Here is a 14,806-nt window from a genome sequence, read left to right as displayed (position 1 = left end):
ATGAGCCGCGAGACGTGGGGGAAGTTCCTCAAGCAGATGGGCATTGTTGTGCTCACGTTCTTCGCCACACAGGGCGTCCTGTTCTACCTGGGGTCTGACCCGATGCCGCTCGTAGACGCGGGACTGGTGGTGGGCATCCTCGCACTAACGATGTGGCTCATCCTGTTCTTCAGCCCCACCTACTACGATCGCAAGAGCACCAAGGGCGACGTACCGGTGAACTGACACCAGCGTCGGGCATGCCCGACGCTGTGGTGGGCTTGAGCGCCCACGGTGCCGTTTGCGTGCGCACGCCCAATCTGGCACAATATTCAGGTTGCCCTTTTGGGGTAGCCATCACTCACCCACGAATCGCCGTGAAAAACCGGCTGGGGTGTGCGCGCGTCGAAGATGCGCGACACGCCCGAGCGCGGGGGTCGGGGTGAAGACCATAGCTGTACGAGAGAAAAGGCAGACACGCCATGGCGGGACAGAAGATCCGCATCCGGCTGAAGAGCTATGACCACGAGGTCATCGACTCCTCCGCCCGCAAGATCGTTGAGACGGTCACTCGCGCCGGTGCGTCCGTGGTGGGACCCGTCCCGCTGCCCACCGAGAAGAACGTGTTCGTTGTGATCCGTTCTCCCCACAAGTACAAGGACTCCCGCGAGCACTTCGAGATGCGCACCCACAAGCGCCTCATCGACATCGTGGACCCCACGCCCAAGGCTGTTGACTCGCTCATGCGTCTCGACCTGCCCGCGGACGTGAACATCGAGATCAAGCTCTAGGCCCATAAGGACTTAACAATCATGACTACCACTTCCAATGCCCAGCGCGCCGTGACGGCGCTGCTCGGTACGAAGCTGGGCATGACGCAGGTGTGGGACGAGGCAGGCCGGATTGTTCCGGTCACCGCCGTCCAGGTAGACACCAACGTTGTGACCCAGGTGCGGAACGCGGACCGCGACGGCTACGAGGCCGTCCAGCTGGCGTTCGGCGCTGTCGACCCGCGTCGCGTGACCAAGCCGCTCGCGGGCCACTTCGAGGCCGCCGGTGTGACGCCGCGCCGCCACGTTGCAGAGATCCGCACCTCCAACGCCGCCGAGTTCTCGCTCGGCCAGGAGATTGCTGCGGACGTGTTCGAGGCCGGCCAGAAGGTCGACGTCACGGGCACCACCAAGGGCAAGGGCACCGCTGGTGTGATGAAGCGTCACGGCTTCAAGGGCGTCAGCGCCTCCCACGGTTCGCACCGTAACCACCGCAAGCCGGGCTCCATCGGCGGCGCGTCCACGCCTTCGCGCGTGTTCCGCGGCCTCAAGATGGCCGGTCGCATGGGTAACGAGCGCCGTACCATCCAGAACCTCACGATCCACTCGGTTGACGCTGAGAAGGGCCTCGTGCTGATCAAGGGCGCCGTTCCCGGCGCCAAGGGCGGCATCGTGCTGATCCGCTCCGCCGTGAAGGGTGCGTGATCGACATGGCTGACCTCACGATCGACGTGATTGACGCGAAGGGCAAGAAGACCGGCACTGCCGCTCTTCCTGCAGAGATCTTCGACGTCGACGCCAACGTCCCGCTGATCCACCAGGTTGTCGTGGCACAGCGTGCGGCTGCCCGCCAGGGCACGCACGCCACCAAGACCCGTGGTGACGTCTCCGGCGGTGGCCGCAAGCCGTACAAGCAGAAGGGCACCGGTCGCGCCCGCCAGGGTTCAACCCGCGCTCCCCAGTTCGCCGGTGGTGGCACCGTTCACGGTCCCCAGCCGCGTGACTACTCGCAGCGCACGCCCAAGAAGATGAAGGCGGCCGCCCTGCGCGGTGCGCTCTCTGACCGCGCTCGCGCCGGCCGCGTGCACGTCCTCAAGGACGTTGTTGCCGGTGACGTGCCGTCCACCAAGTCCGCTCTCGCCGCGATCCAGGCCCTCACGGCCGGTCGTAGCGCCCTCGTGGTGCTTCAGCGCAACGACGAGACCGCATGGAAGTCGCTGCGCAACGCGGCCGACGTTCACGTGCTCGCCGTTGACCAGCTCAACACCTACGACGTGCTCGTGAACGACGACACCGTCTTCACGGCCGGCGCGCTCGAGGCGTTCGTCGCAGGCCCCGCAACGGGCAAGCAGGCGAAGGCTGTCGCGACCGAGTCTGAGGTCGAGGAGGCCTGAGATGACGCAGATCAACAAGAACCCCCGCGACGTTCTCATCCGTCCCATCGTGTCGGAGAAGAGCTACTCGCTCATGGACGAGGGCAAGTACACCTTTGAGGTGGACCCCCGCTCGAACAAGACCGAGATCAAGATCGCCGTTGAGCAGATCTTCGGTGTCAAGGTCTTGGCCGTGAACACCATCAACCGCAAGGGCAAGGTGCGTCGCACCCGCTTCGGTATGGGCAAGCGCAAGGACGTCAAGCGCGCCATCGTCACCCTTGGTGCCGGTGAGACCCTCGACATCTTCGGCCAGGTTGGCTAGGTAAGGAACAGACATGGCTATTCGTAAGTACAAGCCGACGACGCCGGGCCGCCGTGGCTCGTCCGTCGCCGACTTCGTCGAGGTCACCCGTTCGGAGCCCGAGAAGTCGCTCGTCCGCCCCCTTCACAAGAAGGGTGGCCGCAACAACACCGGCCGCATCACCACCCGTCACCAGGGTGGCGGTCACAAGCGCGCCTACCGCGTGATCGACTTCCGTCGTCACGACAAGGACGGCGTGCCCGCGACCGTTGCGCACATCGAGTACGACCCCAACCGCACGGCGCGCATCGCCCTTCTGCACTACGCAGATGGCGAGAAGCGCTACATCATCGCCCCCGACAAGCTCGGCCAGGGCGACCGCGTTGAGGCCGGTGCCGGTGCTGACATCAAGCCCGGCAACAACCTGCCGCTGCGCAACATCCCCACCGGTACCGTGATTCACGCCATCGAGCTCAAGCCCGGTGGCGGCGCCAAGATCGCGCGTTCCGCTGGTGCGTCGGTGCAGCTCGTTGCCAAGGACGGCGCCTACGCGCAGCTGCGTATGCCGTCCGGCGAAATCCGCAACGTCGACGCGCGCTGCCGCGCCACCGTCGGAGAGGTGGGCAACGCCGAGCAGTCGAACATCAACTGGGGTAAGGCCGGCCGTATGCGTTGGAAGGGCAAGCGCCCGACCGTCCGTGGTGTCGTCATGAACCCGGTGGACCACCCCCACGGTGGTGGTGAGGGTAAGACCTCTGGTGGTCGTCACCCGGTGAGCCCCTGGGGCAAGCCCGAGGGCCGCACCCGCCGTCCCAACAAGGAAAGCGACAAGCTCATCGTGCGTCGCCGCAAGACCGGCAAGAACAAGCGATAGGGAGCCTGAGATATGCCACGCAGTCTGAAGAAGGGCCCCTTCGTCGACGACCACCTGCAGAAGAAGGTGGACGGCCAGAACGAAGCCGGTACCAAGAATGTCATCAAGACCTGGAGCCGTCGGTCGGTTATCACCCCCGACTTCCTTGGTCACACCTTTGCCGTGCACGACGGCCGCAAGCACGTCCCGGTGTTCGTCACCGAGTCGATGGTTGGGCACAAGCTGGGCGAGTTCGCTCCCACGCGCACGTTCAAGGGCCACGTTAAGGACGACCGCAAGGGCCGCCGCTAGGCGCCCGGGCGAGAGAAGTAGGAGTCAGATATGGAAGCCAAGGCGCAGACGCGACACCTTCGCGTCACCGCTCAGAAGGCTCGCCGCGTCGTGAACCTTGTCCGTGGTCAGAACGCTCTCGAGGCAGCCACGGCGCTGAAGTTCCAGCCGCAGGCCGTTGCCGTTGACGTGCGCAAGCTCATCGAGTCCGCCGTCGCCAACGCGCGTGTGAAGGCAGACATCGCCGGCGAGCGCTTTGACGAGCGTGACCTGGTCATCAAGGAGATCTACGTGGACGAGGGCCCGACCATGAAGCGCATTCAGCCGCGCGCTCAGGGCCGTGCCAACCGCATCCTCAAGCGGTCGAGCCACATCACTGTCGTTGTCGCGACCCCGGTCGCCGTCAAGGAAGGGGCCAAGTAATGGGTCAGAAGGTCAACCCCCACGGCTACCGCCTGGGCATCACGACCGACCACCGTTCGCGCTGGTTCGCCGACTCGACCAAGAAGGGCGAGCGCTACCGCGACTACGTGGACGAGGACGTCAAGATCCGTCAGCTCATGGCCAAGGGTCTCGAGCGTGCGGGCGTGTCCAAGGTAGAAATCGAGCGCACCCGCGAGCGCGTGCGTGTGGACCTCCACACCGCTCGTCCCGGCATCGTCATCGGTCGCCGCGGTGCTGAGGCGGACAAGCTGCGCGCGAGCCTCGAGAAGCTCACGGGCAAGCAGGTTCAGCTCAACATCCTCGAGGTGAAGAACGCCGAGGTGGACGCTCAGCTCGTTGCCCAGGGCATCGCCGAGCAGCTCGCTTCGCGTGTGTCGTTCCGTCGTGCCATGCGCAAGGGCATCCAGTCCGCGCTGCGTGCCGGCGCCAAGGGCATCCGCGTGCAGTGCTCCGGTCGTCTTGGCGGCGCGGAAATGTCGCGCTCCGAGTTCTACCGCGAGGGTCGTGTGCCGTTGCACACGCTCCGCGCCAACATCGACTACGGCTTCTTTGAGGCCCGCACCACGTTCGGCCAGATCGGCGTCAAGGTGTGGATCTACAAGGGCGACATGACCGAGAAGGAGTGGGCGGCCGAGCAGGCCAAGGCTCCGCGCCCCCAGCGCACCGGCCGTGGCGACCGTGGTGACCGTCCGTCTCGCGGCCCGCGCCGCGACTCCGCCCCTCAGGCTGAGGCTGGCGCCGAGGCCCCTGCGGCCGAGGCTGTTGCAGCTGACGCTGGGAAGGAAGGCTAAGCCATGCTTATTCCCCGTCGAGTCAAGCACCGCAAGCAGCACCACCCCGGACGTTCCGGCGCTGCTACCGGTGGTACCCAGGTGACGTTTGGCGACTTCGGCATCCAGGCTCTTGAGCCTGCGTATGTGACGAACCGCCAGATCGAGGCGGCTCGTATCGCCATGACGCGTCACATCAAGCGTGGTGGAAAGGTGTGGATCACGATCTACCCCGACCGCCCGTTGACCAAGAAGCCTGCCGAAGTCCGCATGGGCTCCGGTAAGGGTTCGCCCGAGTGGTGGGTCGCCAACGTCAAGCCAGGCCGAGTGATGTTCGAGCTCGCCGGCGTGCCCGAGGAGCTGGCCCGCGAGGCCATGCGCCGCGCCCAGCACAAGCTGCCTATGAAGACCCGTTTTGTGACCCGTGAAGGTGGTGACATCTGATGGCTATCGGTACTAAGGCCCTTGCTCCCTCCGAGCTCGACGCCATGGAGGACGAGCGCCTTCTCGAGGAGCTCAAGAAGTCGAAGGAAGAGCTGTTCAACCTGCGCTTCCAGTCCGCGACGGGTCAGCTTGAGAACCACGGCCGCCTCAAGGCCGTGAAGCGTGACATCGCCCGCATCTACACGATCCTGCGCGAGCGCGAGCTCGGCATCAGGACCGCACCGAGCGCGAAGGCCGAGTAAGGAAGCACTATGTCGACCAAGAAGCACACGACGGCCACGACCGAGCACCGCGCTTACCGCAAGACGCGTCGCGGGTACGTGACGTCAGACAAGATGGACAAGACCATCACCGTGGAGATCGAGGACCGCGTCAAGCACCCGCTCTACGGCAAGGTCATGCGCCGTACCAGCAAGATCAAGGCCCACGATGAGGCCAACACCGCCGGTATCGGCGACCTCGTTGTGGTGATGGAGACCCGCCCGCTGTCCGCTTCCAAGCGGTGGCGCCTGGTCGAAATCGTCGAAAAGGCCAAGTAGAAAGTTCGACCAGGCTCGCTGAGCGATCAGCGAGAACCAGACGACAGGAGACACAGACATGATTCAGCAGGAGTCGCGACTTCGCGTCGCCGACAACACGGGTGCCAAGGAGATCCTCTGCATCCGTGTGCTCGGCGGCTCGCACCGTCGCTACGCCGGCATCGGCGACACGATCGTTGCCACCGTCAAGGACGCTATCCCTGGCGGCAACGTCAAGAAGGGCGATGTCGTTAAGGCAGTCGTCGTGCGCACCACCAAGGAGCGCCGCCGTCCCGACGGTTCCTACATCCGCTTCGACGAGAACGCAGCGGTGATCCTCAAGAACACTGATGGTGACCCCCGTGGCACCCGCATCTTCGGCCCTGTTGGCCGCGAGCTGCGCGACAAGAAGTTCATGAAGATCATCTCGCTGGCACCGGAGGTGATCTAGTCCCATGGCGAAGATCAAGAAGGGCGACCTCGTCGTCGTCATCGCGGGCAAGGACCGCGGTCAGCAGGGTCGCGTGCTCGAGGTCCTCAAGGACTCCGACCGCGTGATCGTCGAGGGTATTCAGCGTGTGACCAAGCACATCAAGCCCGGTACTCGTCGGGACCAGCAGTCGGGTGGCATCGTCCACATCGAGGCCCCCATTCACGTCTCGAACGTGATGCTGGTTGACCCCGAGACCAAGAAGGGCACCCGTGTTGGGTACCGCACCGAGCAGGTCGAGCGTGACGGCCGCACGCGCACTCAGCGCGTCCGCGTCGCCAAGCGCTCGGGTAAGGACGTCTAATGGCTACCGCGACTAACACTCAGCCGCGCCTGAAGGCCAAGTACCGCGAAGAGATCGCCCCGGCGCTCATCGAGGAGTTCAACCACGCCAACGTGAACCAGGTTGCCGGTCTCACCAAGATCGTCGTCAACATGGGTGTGGGCGAGGCCGCGCGCGACTCGAAGCTCATCGAGGGCGCCATCGCCGACCTCACCGCGATCACGGGCCAGAAGCCGCAGGTCACCAAGGCCCGCAAGTCCATCGCGCAGTTCAAACTGCGTGAGGGTCAGCCCATCGGCGCCCACGTGACGCTGCGCGGCGACCGGATGTGGGAGTTCCTCGACCGACTGCTGTCGATCGCGCTTCCCCGTATCCGTGACTTCCGCGGTCTCAACCCGGGCCAGTTCGACGGCCACGGCAACTACACCTTCGGTCTCAACGAGCAGTCGATGTTCCACGAGATCAACCAGGACAAGATCGACCGCGTGCGCGGCATGGACATCACCATTGTCACGACCGCGTCCACGGACGACGAGGGTCGCTCGCTGCTGAAGCAGCTGGGCTTCCCGTTCAAGGAGAAGTGACATGGCGAAGACTGCCCTCAAGAACAAGGCGGCCAAGAAGCCCAAGTTTGCCGTTCGCGGCTACACCCGGTGCCAGAAGTGCGGTCGTCCGCACTCGGTGTACCGCAAGTTCGGTCTCTGCCGTGTGTGCTTCCGCGAGATGGCGCACGCTGGCGAGCTGCCCGGAATCACCAAGAGCAGCTGGTAATCAACTACGCCGCAGGTCCTGTTCAAGGAAACCGTGGCGAGAAAGAGTTCAACACTCATGACAATGACTGACCCGATCGCAGACATGCTCACGCGTCTGCGCAACGCGAATTCGGCGTACCACGACACCGTGTCGATGCCTCACTCGAAGCTCAAGGCGAACATCGCCAAGATCCTCGAGGCCGAGGGCTACATCGCCGGCTCTTCCGTGGCCGACGCCGAGGTGGGCAAGACGCTCACCCTCACCCTCAAGTACGGCCCCAACCGCGAGCGTTCGCTTGCCGGTGTGCGCCGTGTCTCCAAGCCGGGCCTGCGTGTGTACGCAAAGTCCACGAACCTCCCCAAGGTTCTTGGCGGTCTTGGCGTTGCCATCCTGTCCACCTCCTCTGGTCTGCTCACGGACCGTGAGGCCGAGAAGAAGGGCGTCGGCGGCGAGGTCGTCGCGTTCGTCTGGTAAGCGGGAGGAACAGATATGTCGCGCATTGGAAAGATCCCCGTCGCGGTCCCCGCGGGCGTGGATGTCACGATTGACGGCTCCGAGTTGACGGTCAAGGGCCCCAAGGGCACCTTGACGCACACGGTGGCCGCCCCGATCACGGTCGAGAAGTCGGAAGACGGCCTCGAGGTGAAGCGTCCCAACGACGAGCGCCTCGCGAAGTCCCTTCACGGTCTTACCCGCACCTTGGTCGCGAACATGGTCACGGGCGTGACCGACGGTTACGAGAAGAAGCTCGAGATCGTCGGCACCGGTTACCGCGTGGCGCTCAAGGGCTCGGACCTCGAGTTCGCCCTCGGCTTCTCGCACCCCGTGGTCGTCACGCCGCCCGCCGGCATCACCTTTGCTGTGGAGAGCCCCACCAAGTTCTCCGTTGCTGGCATCAGCAAGCAGCAGGTGGGCGAGGTTGCGGCCAACATTCGCAAGATTCGCAAGCCCGAGCCGTACAAGGGCAAGGGTGTCCGCTACGCGGGCGAGCAGGTTCGCCGCAAGGCCGGAAAGACAGGTAAGTAGCCATGAGGAGCATCACTGTCAAGGGCAAGGGCAAGGCGGTGTCGCGTCAGCGTCGCCACTTCCGCCTGCGCAAGAAGATCTCCGGTACGCCGGCTCGTCCCCGTCTCGTTGTGACTCGCTCGTCGCGTCACATGGTCGCGCAGATTGTCGACGACACGCAGGGCACCACCCTCGCGTCGGCGTCGACCCTCGAGGCCGATGTCCGCTCGCTCAAGGGCGACAAGACGGCCAAGGCGTCGAAGGTGGGCCAGCTGGTCGCCGAGCGCGCCAAGGCTGCGGGCATCGACGCTGTCGTGTTCGACCGCGGTGGCAACAAGTACCACGGCCGCGTTGCGGCAGTGGCCGACGGCGCACGAGAGGGCGGCCTGTCCCTGTAGGGGCGGCCGGAACAGGTTTAGGGAAACACTATGGCTGACAACAACACCGGCCGCCGCAACGACAACCGTCGCGGCCAGGAGCCGGAGAACAAGTTCGTCGAGCGCGTCGTCACCATCAACCGCGTCTCCAAGGTCGTGAAGGGCGGTCGCCGCTTCAGCTTCACCGCCCTTGTGGTCGTTGGCGATGGCGAGGGCAACGTCGGCATCGGTTACGGCAAGGCGAAGGAGGTGCCTGCCGCCATCTCGAAGGGTGTCGAGGAGGCAAAGCGCTCCTTCTTCCGCGTGCCGCGCATCCAGGGCACCATCCCGCACGCCGTGCAGGGTGAGGCCGCTGCCGGTGTCGTGTTCCTGCGCCCCGCGTCCCCCGGTACCGGTGTTATCGCCGGTGGTCCGGTGCGCGCGGTGCTCGAGTGCGCTGGCATCCACGACGTGCTGAGCAAGTCGCTCGGCTCGTCCAACGCCATCAACATCGTCCACGCGACGGTCGACGCGCTCAAGCGCCTCGAGCGTCCTGAGGCCGTGGCTGCGCGCCGCGGCAAGAGCGTCGAAGAGGTCGCCCCCGCGGCGATGCTGCGCGCTCAGGCTGCAGGGGTGAAGTAATGGCACGCCTCAAGATCACGCAGAAGCGTTCGGTCATCGGCGTCAAGCCGCAGCACCGCGAGACCGTGCGTTCGCTCGGTCTCAAGCGCATCGGCGACATTGTCGTGAAGGAGGACCGTCCCGAGATTCGCGGGATGGTCAAGGCGGTCAACCACCTGGTTGCCGTGGAGGAGGTTGACTAATGGCTGAGGAGAAGACCCCCGCCAAGAAGGCTCCGGCTAAGAAGCCTGCTGCTGCCAAGGCTGACAAGCCTGCGGCCGCCAAGGCTGATAAGCCTGCTGCCAAGAAGGCTCCGGCGAAGGCCGCTGCCGCCAAGGCTCCCGCTGCGAAGACGGCTGCCGCCAAGAAGCCCGCCGCTAAGGCGACGGCAGACAAGGCGACCGCGGAGAAGGCGGCGCCGAAGGCTGCCGCTAAGGCTCCCGCAGCGTCGGACAGCAAGCCTGCCGCCAAGGCGCCCGCCAAGACGGCTGCCGCCAAGAAGCCTGCCGCCAAGGCCGCGTCCAAGCCCGCAGAGGGTGAGGACAAGGTTGCGACGCTCAAGCTGCACCACTTGCGTCCTGCCGCTGGCGCGCACACCAAGAAGACCCGCGTGGGTCGCGGTGAGGCGTCCAAGGGTAAGACCGCTGGTCGCGGTACCAAGGGAACCGGCGCCCGTTACCAGGTGCCGGAGCGCTTCGAGGGTGGACAGACGCCCATCCACATGCGCATTCCCAAGCTGCGTGGCTTCAAGAGCCCGTTCAAGGTCACGTACCAGGTTGTCAATGTGGCGCAGCTCGCCGAGCTGTTCCCCAAGGGCGGCAAGGTGACCAAGGCTGACCTCGTCGAGAAGGGTGCCGTGCGCAAGAACAAGCCCGTCAAGGTGCTGGGCGACGGCGACATCTCCGTCAAGGTGACCCTTGTGGACGCGGACAAGGTTTCGCAGTCCGCGAAGACCAAGATCGAGGCCGCGGGCGGCGCGGTCAACGAGGGCTAAAATCGGTCGCTGGGCCCGCTCCAATGTTGGCAGCGGGCCCACACCGTGCCTCGTGAGAGGCGCCCCACAACTGGAGGATTCATGTTCAGTGGTTTCGTGAGTGCGTTCCGCACGCCGGACCTGCGCAAGAAGCTGCTGCTCACGCTTGGCATCCTGGCCGTGTATCGCCTTGGTGTGGCGATCCCAACGCCGGGTGTCAACTACGAGAACGTGCAGTTGTGTGCGGCAAGCACCAACACCAACGCGGCGTTTGACATCCTCAACCTCTTTGCAGGTGGCGCGTTGCTCCACTTGTCGATTTTCGCGCTCGGCATCATGCCCTACATCACCGCGTCGATCATCGTGCAGTTGCTCCGCGTGCTGATTCCGCGGTTCGAGACGCTGTACCGCGAGGGCCAAGAAGGCCAGGCAAAGCTCACGCAGTACACGCGCTACATTACCGTGGGCTTCGCGGCCTTGCAGTCCGCGTCCTACGTGACGCTCGCGCGCAACGGCCAGTTCTTCCCTGGGTGCGCGTACCCCGTCGTTCCTGACGAGTCGTGGCAGACCATCACCATGATGGTGCTGACGATGACCGCGGGCACCGTGTTCGTGATGTGGCTCGGCGAGCGCATTACCGAGCGCGGCGTTGGCAACGGCATGTCGCTGCTGATCTTCACCTCGATCGCCGCCTCGTTCCCGTCGAACATCTCGGCGATCTGGCGTTCGAGCAATGGCCCCATGAACACGCTGCTGCTGGCGCTGTTGCTGCTCGTTGTCATCGCGGTGGTTGTCTTTGTTGAGCAGAGCCAGCGCCGTATCCCCGTGCAGTACGCGAAGCGCGTGGTTGGCCGTCGCACTCTTGGTGGCTCGTCCACGTACATCCCGTTGAAGATCAACATGGCGGGTGTTATCCCCGTGATCTTTGCGTCGTCGCTGTTGACGCTTCCCGTTGTCATCGCGCAGTTCTCCGGGAATGACCCCGCGGACTGGGTGGTGTGGATGCAGAACAACATCGCCGATCCCAAGGCGCCGGGGCACATGCTGCTCTACATCCTGCTGATCATCTTCTTCGCCTACTTCTACACGGCGATCACGTTCAATCCTGACCAGGTTGCGGACGACATGAAGAAGTACGGTGGCTTCATCCCCGGCATTCGCCCTGGCAAGCCCACCGCCGACTTCCTCGAGTACGTGCTGTCGCGGATCACGGCCGCGGGCTCCATCTACCTCGCGATCGTTGCGCTGGTGCCGATGGTGGCGTTCGTGATGATGGGCGTCTCCACCAACATCCCGTTCGGTGGCACGTCGATCCTGATTCTCGTTGGTGTTGGTCTCGACACCGTCAAGCGCATCCAGTCCCAGCTTGAGCAGCGTCACTACGAAGGGTTCCTCAAGTAATGCGGGCGATTCTCCTCGGCCCTCCCGGAGCCGGCAAGGGCACGCAGGCCGCGCGCCTTTCGGAGCACTTTGGGATCCCCGCGATCTCCACGGGCGACATCTTCCGCGCCAACATCAAGGGTGGAACCGAGCTGGGCAAGCAAGCCCAAGAGTTCACGAACGCTGGGCAGTTGGTTCCGGATTCGCTCACGAACGCCATCGTGCGTGACCGCCTTGGACAGCCCGACGCTGTGCCCGGGTTTTTGCTCGACGGTTACCCCCGTAACCCTGAGCAGGCGGTTGAGCTGGACGCGATGCTCGCCGACCTCGACACTCGCCTCGACGCCGCGATCGAGCTCACGGCGGACTTCGACGAGGTAACCGCTCGGCTGCTCAAGCGTGCCGAGATCGAGGGCCGCGCGGACGACACCGAAGAGGTCATTCGCACGCGTCTCGACGTGTACGCGACGTCAACCGCCCCCCTCACCGCGTTCTACGCGGGCCGCGGACTGCTGGTGCAGGTTGATGGACTTGGTGACATCGACGAGGTCACCGCACGCATCATCGCCGCGCTGTCGTAGTTAAGGGCCTGACCCCTGATGGGCATCCAGTTCAAGACCACGGCGCAGATGGCCATCATGGCTCGCGCAGGCGTTGTGGTCGAGGCAGCACTTGCGGCGGCGCGCACAGCGGCGGTTGTCGGCGCCACCACCGCTGACGTTGACGCGGCCGCCGCCGCAGTCATCGCGGAGCGGGGCGCCACGTCCAACTTCCTTGGCTACCACGGCTTCCCCGCCACCACGTGTGTGTCCGTCAACGACGAGGTGGTGCACGGCATCCCCGGCAACCGCGTGCTCGAAGACGGCGACGTGGTCTCGATCGATTGCGGAGCCATCGTCGAAGGCTGGCATGGCGACAGCGCCATCACGCTTGTCATCGGCGACACCCCAGACCCTGACGATGTCGCGCTGAGCGACGCCACGCGGACCGCGATGTGGGCGGGCATCGCTGCGCTCACGACCGCCAAGCGGCTCAATGAGGTGGGTGCCGCGATCGAGGACGTCGCCATTGCCGCGAGGCTGCACCCCATGGAGGGCTTTGTTGGCCACGGCATCGGCACCGAGATGCACCAAGAGCCCGACGTCCTGAACTACCGCGTGCGCGGCCGCTTGCCCAAGGTGCAGCCGGGAATGTGCCTCGCGATCGAGCCCATGTTCATCCGTGGAACGGACCAGTCGCTCACGCTCTCTGACGAGTGGACGGTAGTCTCCGCCGACGGATCCCGTGCGGCTCACTGGGAGCACTCGGTGGCAGTTCACGAGGCGGGCATCTGGGTTCTTACGGCGTCCGACGGCGGCGCTGAGGGCCTCGCCCCGTTCGGCGTGGTCCCCGTCCCGGCTTGGTAAGTCCCGGCTGGGTGTCGGGTTCTTCACATCCTGACCTTAGTTAACACGCCGGTTACCTGCGGTGACGGTGACTGAAACCACTCGCCCATAGCGTCGGCCATGCAACGGGGCCTCACCCTGGGGCCCGGCGGGCAGGGGGCCAAGATGGCGCGAGGATTCAACTACGCACCGGGCGCGAGCGCCGAGGTGGCCGAGGCAATTCAGCCTGCACTGGACAAGGCGCGAGTGCTCGAGCTTGGTGCAAGCCGCAACACTCTTGTTCGCGTAGGCATCGCGGGCCGCGATGACTGCCCGTGGGGACTCATGGTCACGCTTGCCCACGACTACTCGGCAGAGGTGCGTGCGGCCGTCGCGCGCAACCCCAGGGCGCAACGGACGGTCATGGCCTACCTCAGCGCGGACCGCTCCGGGGACGTGGTCACCGCACTTCTTGAGAATCCGGCGCTGCCGCGAGACCTCGTGGAGGAGCTCGCATTTCACCGGAAGTCCGCGGTGCGCGCTGCGGCTGCAGCGCGGCTCGACGCGGGGGGAACGTTCGTAACCTCGCCCGAGGAAGAGGACGCGCACACGCCAGAGCTCGCCGAACACGTAGCGCCCTTGCCAACCCAAATGACCGCGGATGGCATGGTGATTCCGCAGCTGGCTCCCCTCAACGTGGTGGACATCGCCACGGGTGAGCCCGTCCCCACCCAGCCCGTCCCCACCCAGCCCCCGCCCATGGTGACGTTCGCACCCGTGCAGGCCGCGCCGTCGGGCAGTGAACCGGCCCCAGCATCCGTGCCACAGATCTTTACCCCGCACTCAACTCCCAATGCGCCGGCCCCAACCCGCACGGCCCCCGTGCGCGGATTCAAAGTGCGCGACTAGCGGCATTTCCTGCGCCGTGCGGGATAGGCTGGGACCACAGGCCACATTTGAGGGCCAACGGGAGGGGTTCACTGGTGAACGTCACAACGCACGACGTGCGCTACGCGCTGTACAGGGCGGGCGCCCAAGACGTCACCTCTAGCGAGTTGCTGTCGCTCGCGGTGCATCGCGAGCCGTCTGTGAGGGCCGCGATTGCGAGCCGCACAGACTGCCCCGCAGGAGCGCTCATCTCGCTCGGGCACGATCACCGGCCAGAGGTGCTGCTCGCGCTCATCTCGAACCCGCGCACGCCGTCGTCGGTGGTGCGGAACCTCGCGGACCACCATGTGCAGCGCGTGGCTGACGCCGCCGAACAGCGCCTGCGCAGCATCTACGCCTAGGGGCCGGAACCAGGACCGGTGCCCGTGACCCGGGCTTGAGCCCAACGGCGAAGTGGCGTATAGTGGCAGGTCGGGTGTTTTTGCGCGCCCGCATTCCCAATCATCAACGTTAGTGGAGTCATGGCCAAGAAAGACGGCGTCATCGAGGTTGAGGGCACTGTGGTCGAGGCGTTGCCGAATGCGTCATTCCGTGTGGAACTGACGAACGGGCACCTCGTCCTCGCTCACATCTCGGGAAAGATGCGCCAGCACTACATCAGGATCCTCCCAGAGGACCGCGTAGTGGTGGAGCTCAGCCCCTATGACCTGTCGCGCGGCCGCATCGTCTACCGCTACAAGTAAGAAAAGAACCATGAAGGTTAAGCCCAGCGTCAAGCCCATCTGCGACAAGTGCAAGGTGATTCGACGGAATGGCCGCGTAATGGTCATCTGCGAGAACCTGCGCCACAAGCAGCGTCAGGGCTAGACAACTACATAGATCCTCGTTCAGGCACAGTTTGTGCCCTCGGCTCGGAGGCCGAGGCCCGCACCACATCAGCGGGAAGC

Annotated in this window: 28 protein-coding genes and 1 pseudogene; all 29 read left to right on the top strand. The window is 65.0% G+C overall.

The features are described from left to right. A complete protein-coding gene (locus QM618_RS11785; protein WP_428099365.1) occupies positions 1-225 on the top strand; it encodes a hypothetical protein in 225 nt (74 codons plus the stop codon). 236 nt (positions 226-461) lie between these two features. Next, complete coding sequence (rpsJ, locus tag QM618_RS11780) at positions 462-770, top strand: 30S ribosomal protein S10 (RefSeq protein WP_062074599.1); 309 nt, start codon at positions 462-464, stop codon at positions 768-770. A gap of 21 nt (positions 771-791) precedes the next feature. Beyond that, the gene (rplC, locus tag QM618_RS11775) at positions 792-1,454 is read left to right on the top strand and encodes a 50S ribosomal protein L3 (RefSeq protein WP_428099361.1); all 663 of its coding nucleotides are present in this window, start codon (positions 792-794) and stop codon (positions 1,452-1,454) included. 5 nt (positions 1,455-1,459) lie between these two features. Then, the gene (gene rplD, locus QM618_RS11770) at positions 1,460-2,143 is read left to right on the top strand and encodes a 50S ribosomal protein L4 (protein WP_428099767.1); all 684 of its coding nucleotides are present in this window, start codon (positions 1,460-1,462) and stop codon (positions 2,141-2,143) included. Between the two features lies 1 nt (position 2,144). Further along, positions 2,145-2,447: a 50S ribosomal protein L23 gene (rplW, locus tag QM618_RS11765; RefSeq protein WP_428099359.1), complete on the top strand. Its 303-nt coding sequence runs from the start codon at positions 2,145-2,147 to the stop codon at positions 2,445-2,447. Between the two features lie 13 nt (positions 2,448-2,460). Next, entirely contained in the window at positions 2,461-3,300 is an 840-nt protein-coding gene (gene rplB / locus QM618_RS11760) for a 50S ribosomal protein L2 (RefSeq protein ID WP_428099355.1), read from the top strand. Positions 3,301-3,312: 12 nt separating this feature from the next. Then, positions 3,313-3,591, top strand: coding sequence for a 30S ribosomal protein S19 (rpsS, locus tag QM618_RS11755; RefSeq protein ID WP_428099353.1), 279 nt, complete (start codon positions 3,313-3,315; stop codon positions 3,589-3,591). A 30-nt stretch (positions 3,592-3,621) separates the two neighbouring features. After that, positions 3,622-3,993 carry a 50S ribosomal protein L22 gene (rplV, locus tag QM618_RS11750; protein ID WP_428099349.1) on the top strand — a complete coding sequence of 124 codons (372 nt, stop codon included), beginning with the start codon at positions 3,622-3,624 and terminating at the stop codon, positions 3,991-3,993. Further along, a complete protein-coding gene (gene rpsC / locus QM618_RS11745) occupies positions 3,993-4,805 on the top strand; it encodes a 30S ribosomal protein S3 (RefSeq protein WP_428099347.1) in 813 nt (270 codons plus the stop codon). Before rplV ends, rpsC begins: the two co-directional genes overlap by 1 nt. A 3-nt stretch (positions 4,806-4,808) precedes the next feature. Continuing rightward, positions 4,809-5,228: a 50S ribosomal protein L16 gene (rplP, locus tag QM618_RS11740; protein ID WP_428099344.1), complete on the top strand. Its 420-nt coding sequence runs from the start codon at positions 4,809-4,811 to the stop codon at positions 5,226-5,228. Further along, a pseudogene (gene rpmC / locus QM618_RS11735) lies at positions 5,228-5,455 on the top strand (50S ribosomal protein L29); the annotation flags it as partial. The gene rplP and the pseudogene rpmC, both read left to right, overlap by 1 nt. 24 nt (positions 5,456-5,479) lie before the next feature. Further along, positions 5,480-5,767: a 30S ribosomal protein S17 gene (gene rpsQ / locus QM618_RS11730; RefSeq protein ID WP_428099340.1), complete on the top strand. Its 288-nt coding sequence runs from the start codon at positions 5,480-5,482 to the stop codon at positions 5,765-5,767. A gap of 58 nt (positions 5,768-5,825) precedes the next feature. Next, positions 5,826-6,197, top strand: coding sequence for a 50S ribosomal protein L14 (rplN, locus tag QM618_RS11725; protein ID WP_428099337.1), 372 nt, complete (start codon positions 5,826-5,828; stop codon positions 6,195-6,197). 4 nt (positions 6,198-6,201) lie between these two features. Next, on the top strand, positions 6,202-6,540 hold the full coding sequence (gene rplX, locus QM618_RS11720) for a 50S ribosomal protein L24 (protein WP_428099334.1): 339 nt from the start codon (positions 6,202-6,204) through the stop codon (positions 6,538-6,540). Further along, positions 6,540-7,103, top strand: coding sequence for a 50S ribosomal protein L5 (gene rplE / locus QM618_RS11715; RefSeq protein WP_428099330.1), 564 nt, complete (start codon positions 6,540-6,542; stop codon positions 7,101-7,103). Before rplX ends, rplE begins: the two co-directional genes overlap by 1 nt. A gap of 1 nt (position 7,104) precedes the next feature. Beyond that, positions 7,105-7,290 (top strand): type Z 30S ribosomal protein S14, encoded by a 186-nt coding sequence (locus QM618_RS11710; protein ID WP_428099326.1) that lies wholly within the window; start codon positions 7,105-7,107, stop codon positions 7,288-7,290. Between the two features lie 57 nt (positions 7,291-7,347). Further along, a complete protein-coding gene (rpsH, locus tag QM618_RS11705) occupies positions 7,348-7,746 on the top strand; it encodes a 30S ribosomal protein S8 (protein ID WP_428099323.1) in 399 nt (132 codons plus the stop codon). Positions 7,747-7,761: 15 nt separating this feature from the next. Next, positions 7,762-8,298, top strand: a complete 537-nt coding sequence (gene rplF, locus QM618_RS11700; protein WP_428099320.1) for a 50S ribosomal protein L6 — start codon at positions 7,762-7,764, stop codon at positions 8,296-8,298. Between the two features lie 2 nt (positions 8,299-8,300). Continuing rightward, complete coding sequence (rplR, locus tag QM618_RS11695; protein WP_428099317.1) at positions 8,301-8,675, top strand: 50S ribosomal protein L18; 375 nt, start codon at positions 8,301-8,303, stop codon at positions 8,673-8,675. A 30-nt stretch (positions 8,676-8,705) separates the two neighbouring features. Beyond that, positions 8,706-9,275: a 30S ribosomal protein S5 gene (gene rpsE / locus QM618_RS11690; RefSeq protein ID WP_428099314.1), complete on the top strand. Its 570-nt coding sequence runs from the start codon at positions 8,706-8,708 to the stop codon at positions 9,273-9,275. Beyond that, entirely contained in the window at positions 9,275-9,457 is a 183-nt protein-coding gene (gene rpmD, locus QM618_RS11685; RefSeq protein WP_428099311.1) for a 50S ribosomal protein L30, read from the top strand. The genes rpsE and rpmD overlap by 1 nt, the downstream gene beginning before the upstream one ends. Beyond that, positions 9,457-10,248 (top strand): 50S ribosomal protein L15, encoded by a 792-nt coding sequence (rplO, locus tag QM618_RS11680; RefSeq protein WP_428099308.1) that lies wholly within the window; start codon positions 9,457-9,459, stop codon positions 10,246-10,248. The genes rpmD and rplO overlap by 1 nt, the downstream gene beginning before the upstream one ends. 81 nt (positions 10,249-10,329) lie before the next feature. Then, a complete protein-coding gene (secY, locus tag QM618_RS11675) occupies positions 10,330-11,628 on the top strand; it encodes a preprotein translocase subunit SecY (protein WP_428099305.1) in 1,299 nt (432 codons plus the stop codon). After that, positions 11,628-12,188: an adenylate kinase gene (locus tag QM618_RS11670; RefSeq protein ID WP_428099302.1), complete on the top strand. Its 561-nt coding sequence runs from the start codon at positions 11,628-11,630 to the stop codon at positions 12,186-12,188. The genes secY and QM618_RS11670 overlap by 1 nt, the downstream gene beginning before the upstream one ends. A gap of 18 nt (positions 12,189-12,206) precedes the next feature. Further along, a complete protein-coding gene (gene map, locus QM618_RS11665; RefSeq protein WP_428099299.1) occupies positions 12,207-13,013 on the top strand; it encodes a type I methionyl aminopeptidase in 807 nt (268 codons plus the stop codon). A 99-nt stretch (positions 13,014-13,112) separates the two neighbouring features. Continuing rightward, positions 13,113-13,880 carry a hypothetical protein gene (locus QM618_RS11660; RefSeq protein WP_428099295.1) on the top strand — a complete coding sequence of 256 codons (768 nt, stop codon included), beginning with the start codon at positions 13,113-13,115 and terminating at the stop codon, positions 13,878-13,880. A 74-nt stretch (positions 13,881-13,954) separates the two neighbouring features. Continuing rightward, positions 13,955-14,260, top strand: a complete 306-nt coding sequence (locus tag QM618_RS11655) for a hypothetical protein (protein WP_428099292.1) — start codon at positions 13,955-13,957, stop codon at positions 14,258-14,260. 120 nt (positions 14,261-14,380) lie between these two features. Next, the gene (gene infA, locus QM618_RS11650; RefSeq protein WP_061960952.1) at positions 14,381-14,602 is read left to right on the top strand and encodes a translation initiation factor IF-1; all 222 of its coding nucleotides are present in this window, start codon (positions 14,381-14,383) and stop codon (positions 14,600-14,602) included. 10 nt (positions 14,603-14,612) lie between these two features. Beyond that, positions 14,613-14,726 carry a 50S ribosomal protein L36 gene (gene rpmJ, locus QM618_RS11645; protein ID WP_062069916.1) on the top strand — a complete coding sequence of 38 codons (114 nt, stop codon included), beginning with the start codon at positions 14,613-14,615 and terminating at the stop codon, positions 14,724-14,726. Positions 14,727-14,806 lie beyond the last annotated feature (80 nt).

It is taken from the genome of Demequina sp., from assembly GCF_049841215.1.
Taxonomy (GTDB): domain Bacteria; phylum Actinomycetota; class Actinomycetes; order Actinomycetales; family Demequinaceae; genus Demequina.
This window is presented reverse-complemented; position numbering and strand designations above follow the sequence as displayed.

What these genes read in the sequence shown, in the direction of transcription:
- QM618_RS11785 (WP_428099365.1), top strand. Translation starts at nt 1, where the DNA reads ATGAGCCGCGAGACGTGGGGGAAGTTCCTCAAGCAGATGGGCATTGTT.
- rpsJ (WP_062074599.1), top strand. Translation starts at nt 462, where the DNA reads ATGGCGGGACAGAAGATCCGCATCCGGCTGAAGAGCTATGACCACGAG.
- rplC (WP_428099361.1), top strand. Translation starts at nt 792, where the DNA reads ATGACTACCACTTCCAATGCCCAGCGCGCCGTGACGGCGCTGCTCGGT.
- rplD (WP_428099767.1), top strand. Translation starts at nt 1,460, where the DNA reads ATGGCTGACCTCACGATCGACGTGATTGACGCGAAGGGCAAGAAGACC.
- rplW (WP_428099359.1), top strand. Translation starts at nt 2,145, where the DNA reads ATGACGCAGATCAACAAGAACCCCCGCGACGTTCTCATCCGTCCCATC.
- rplB (WP_428099355.1), top strand. Translation starts at nt 2,461, where the DNA reads ATGGCTATTCGTAAGTACAAGCCGACGACGCCGGGCCGCCGTGGCTCG.
- rpsS (WP_428099353.1), top strand. Translation starts at nt 3,313, where the DNA reads ATGCCACGCAGTCTGAAGAAGGGCCCCTTCGTCGACGACCACCTGCAG.
- rplV (WP_428099349.1), top strand. Translation starts at nt 3,622, where the DNA reads ATGGAAGCCAAGGCGCAGACGCGACACCTTCGCGTCACCGCTCAGAAG.
- rpsC (WP_428099347.1), top strand. Translation starts at nt 3,993, where the DNA reads ATGGGTCAGAAGGTCAACCCCCACGGCTACCGCCTGGGCATCACGACC.
- rplP (WP_428099344.1), top strand. Translation starts at nt 4,809, where the DNA reads ATGCTTATTCCCCGTCGAGTCAAGCACCGCAAGCAGCACCACCCCGGA.
- rpsQ (WP_428099340.1), top strand. Translation starts at nt 5,480, where the DNA reads ATGTCGACCAAGAAGCACACGACGGCCACGACCGAGCACCGCGCTTAC.
- rplN (WP_428099337.1), top strand. Translation starts at nt 5,826, where the DNA reads ATGATTCAGCAGGAGTCGCGACTTCGCGTCGCCGACAACACGGGTGCC.
- rplX (WP_428099334.1), top strand. Translation starts at nt 6,202, where the DNA reads ATGGCGAAGATCAAGAAGGGCGACCTCGTCGTCGTCATCGCGGGCAAG.
- rplE (WP_428099330.1), top strand. Translation starts at nt 6,540, where the DNA reads ATGGCTACCGCGACTAACACTCAGCCGCGCCTGAAGGCCAAGTACCGC.
- QM618_RS11710 (WP_428099326.1), top strand. Translation starts at nt 7,105, where the DNA reads ATGGCGAAGACTGCCCTCAAGAACAAGGCGGCCAAGAAGCCCAAGTTT.
- rpsH (WP_428099323.1), top strand. Translation starts at nt 7,348, where the DNA reads ATGACAATGACTGACCCGATCGCAGACATGCTCACGCGTCTGCGCAAC.
- rplF (WP_428099320.1), top strand. Translation starts at nt 7,762, where the DNA reads ATGTCGCGCATTGGAAAGATCCCCGTCGCGGTCCCCGCGGGCGTGGAT.
- rplR (WP_428099317.1), top strand. Translation starts at nt 8,301, where the DNA reads ATGAGGAGCATCACTGTCAAGGGCAAGGGCAAGGCGGTGTCGCGTCAG.
- rpsE (WP_428099314.1), top strand. Translation starts at nt 8,706, where the DNA reads ATGGCTGACAACAACACCGGCCGCCGCAACGACAACCGTCGCGGCCAG.
- rpmD (WP_428099311.1), top strand. Translation starts at nt 9,275, where the DNA reads ATGGCACGCCTCAAGATCACGCAGAAGCGTTCGGTCATCGGCGTCAAG.
- rplO (WP_428099308.1), top strand. Translation starts at nt 9,457, where the DNA reads ATGGCTGAGGAGAAGACCCCCGCCAAGAAGGCTCCGGCTAAGAAGCCT.
- secY (WP_428099305.1), top strand. Translation starts at nt 10,330, where the DNA reads ATGTTCAGTGGTTTCGTGAGTGCGTTCCGCACGCCGGACCTGCGCAAG.
- QM618_RS11670 (WP_428099302.1), top strand. Translation starts at nt 11,628, where the DNA reads ATGCGGGCGATTCTCCTCGGCCCTCCCGGAGCCGGCAAGGGCACGCAG.
- map (WP_428099299.1), top strand. Translation starts at nt 12,207, where the DNA reads ATGGGCATCCAGTTCAAGACCACGGCGCAGATGGCCATCATGGCTCGC.
- QM618_RS11660 (WP_428099295.1), top strand. Translation starts at nt 13,113, where the DNA reads ATGCAACGGGGCCTCACCCTGGGGCCCGGCGGGCAGGGGGCCAAGATG.
- infA (WP_061960952.1), top strand. Translation starts at nt 14,381, where the DNA reads ATGGCCAAGAAAGACGGCGTCATCGAGGTTGAGGGCACTGTGGTCGAG.
- rpmJ (WP_062069916.1), top strand. Translation starts at nt 14,613, where the DNA reads ATGAAGGTTAAGCCCAGCGTCAAGCCCATCTGCGACAAGTGCAAGGTG.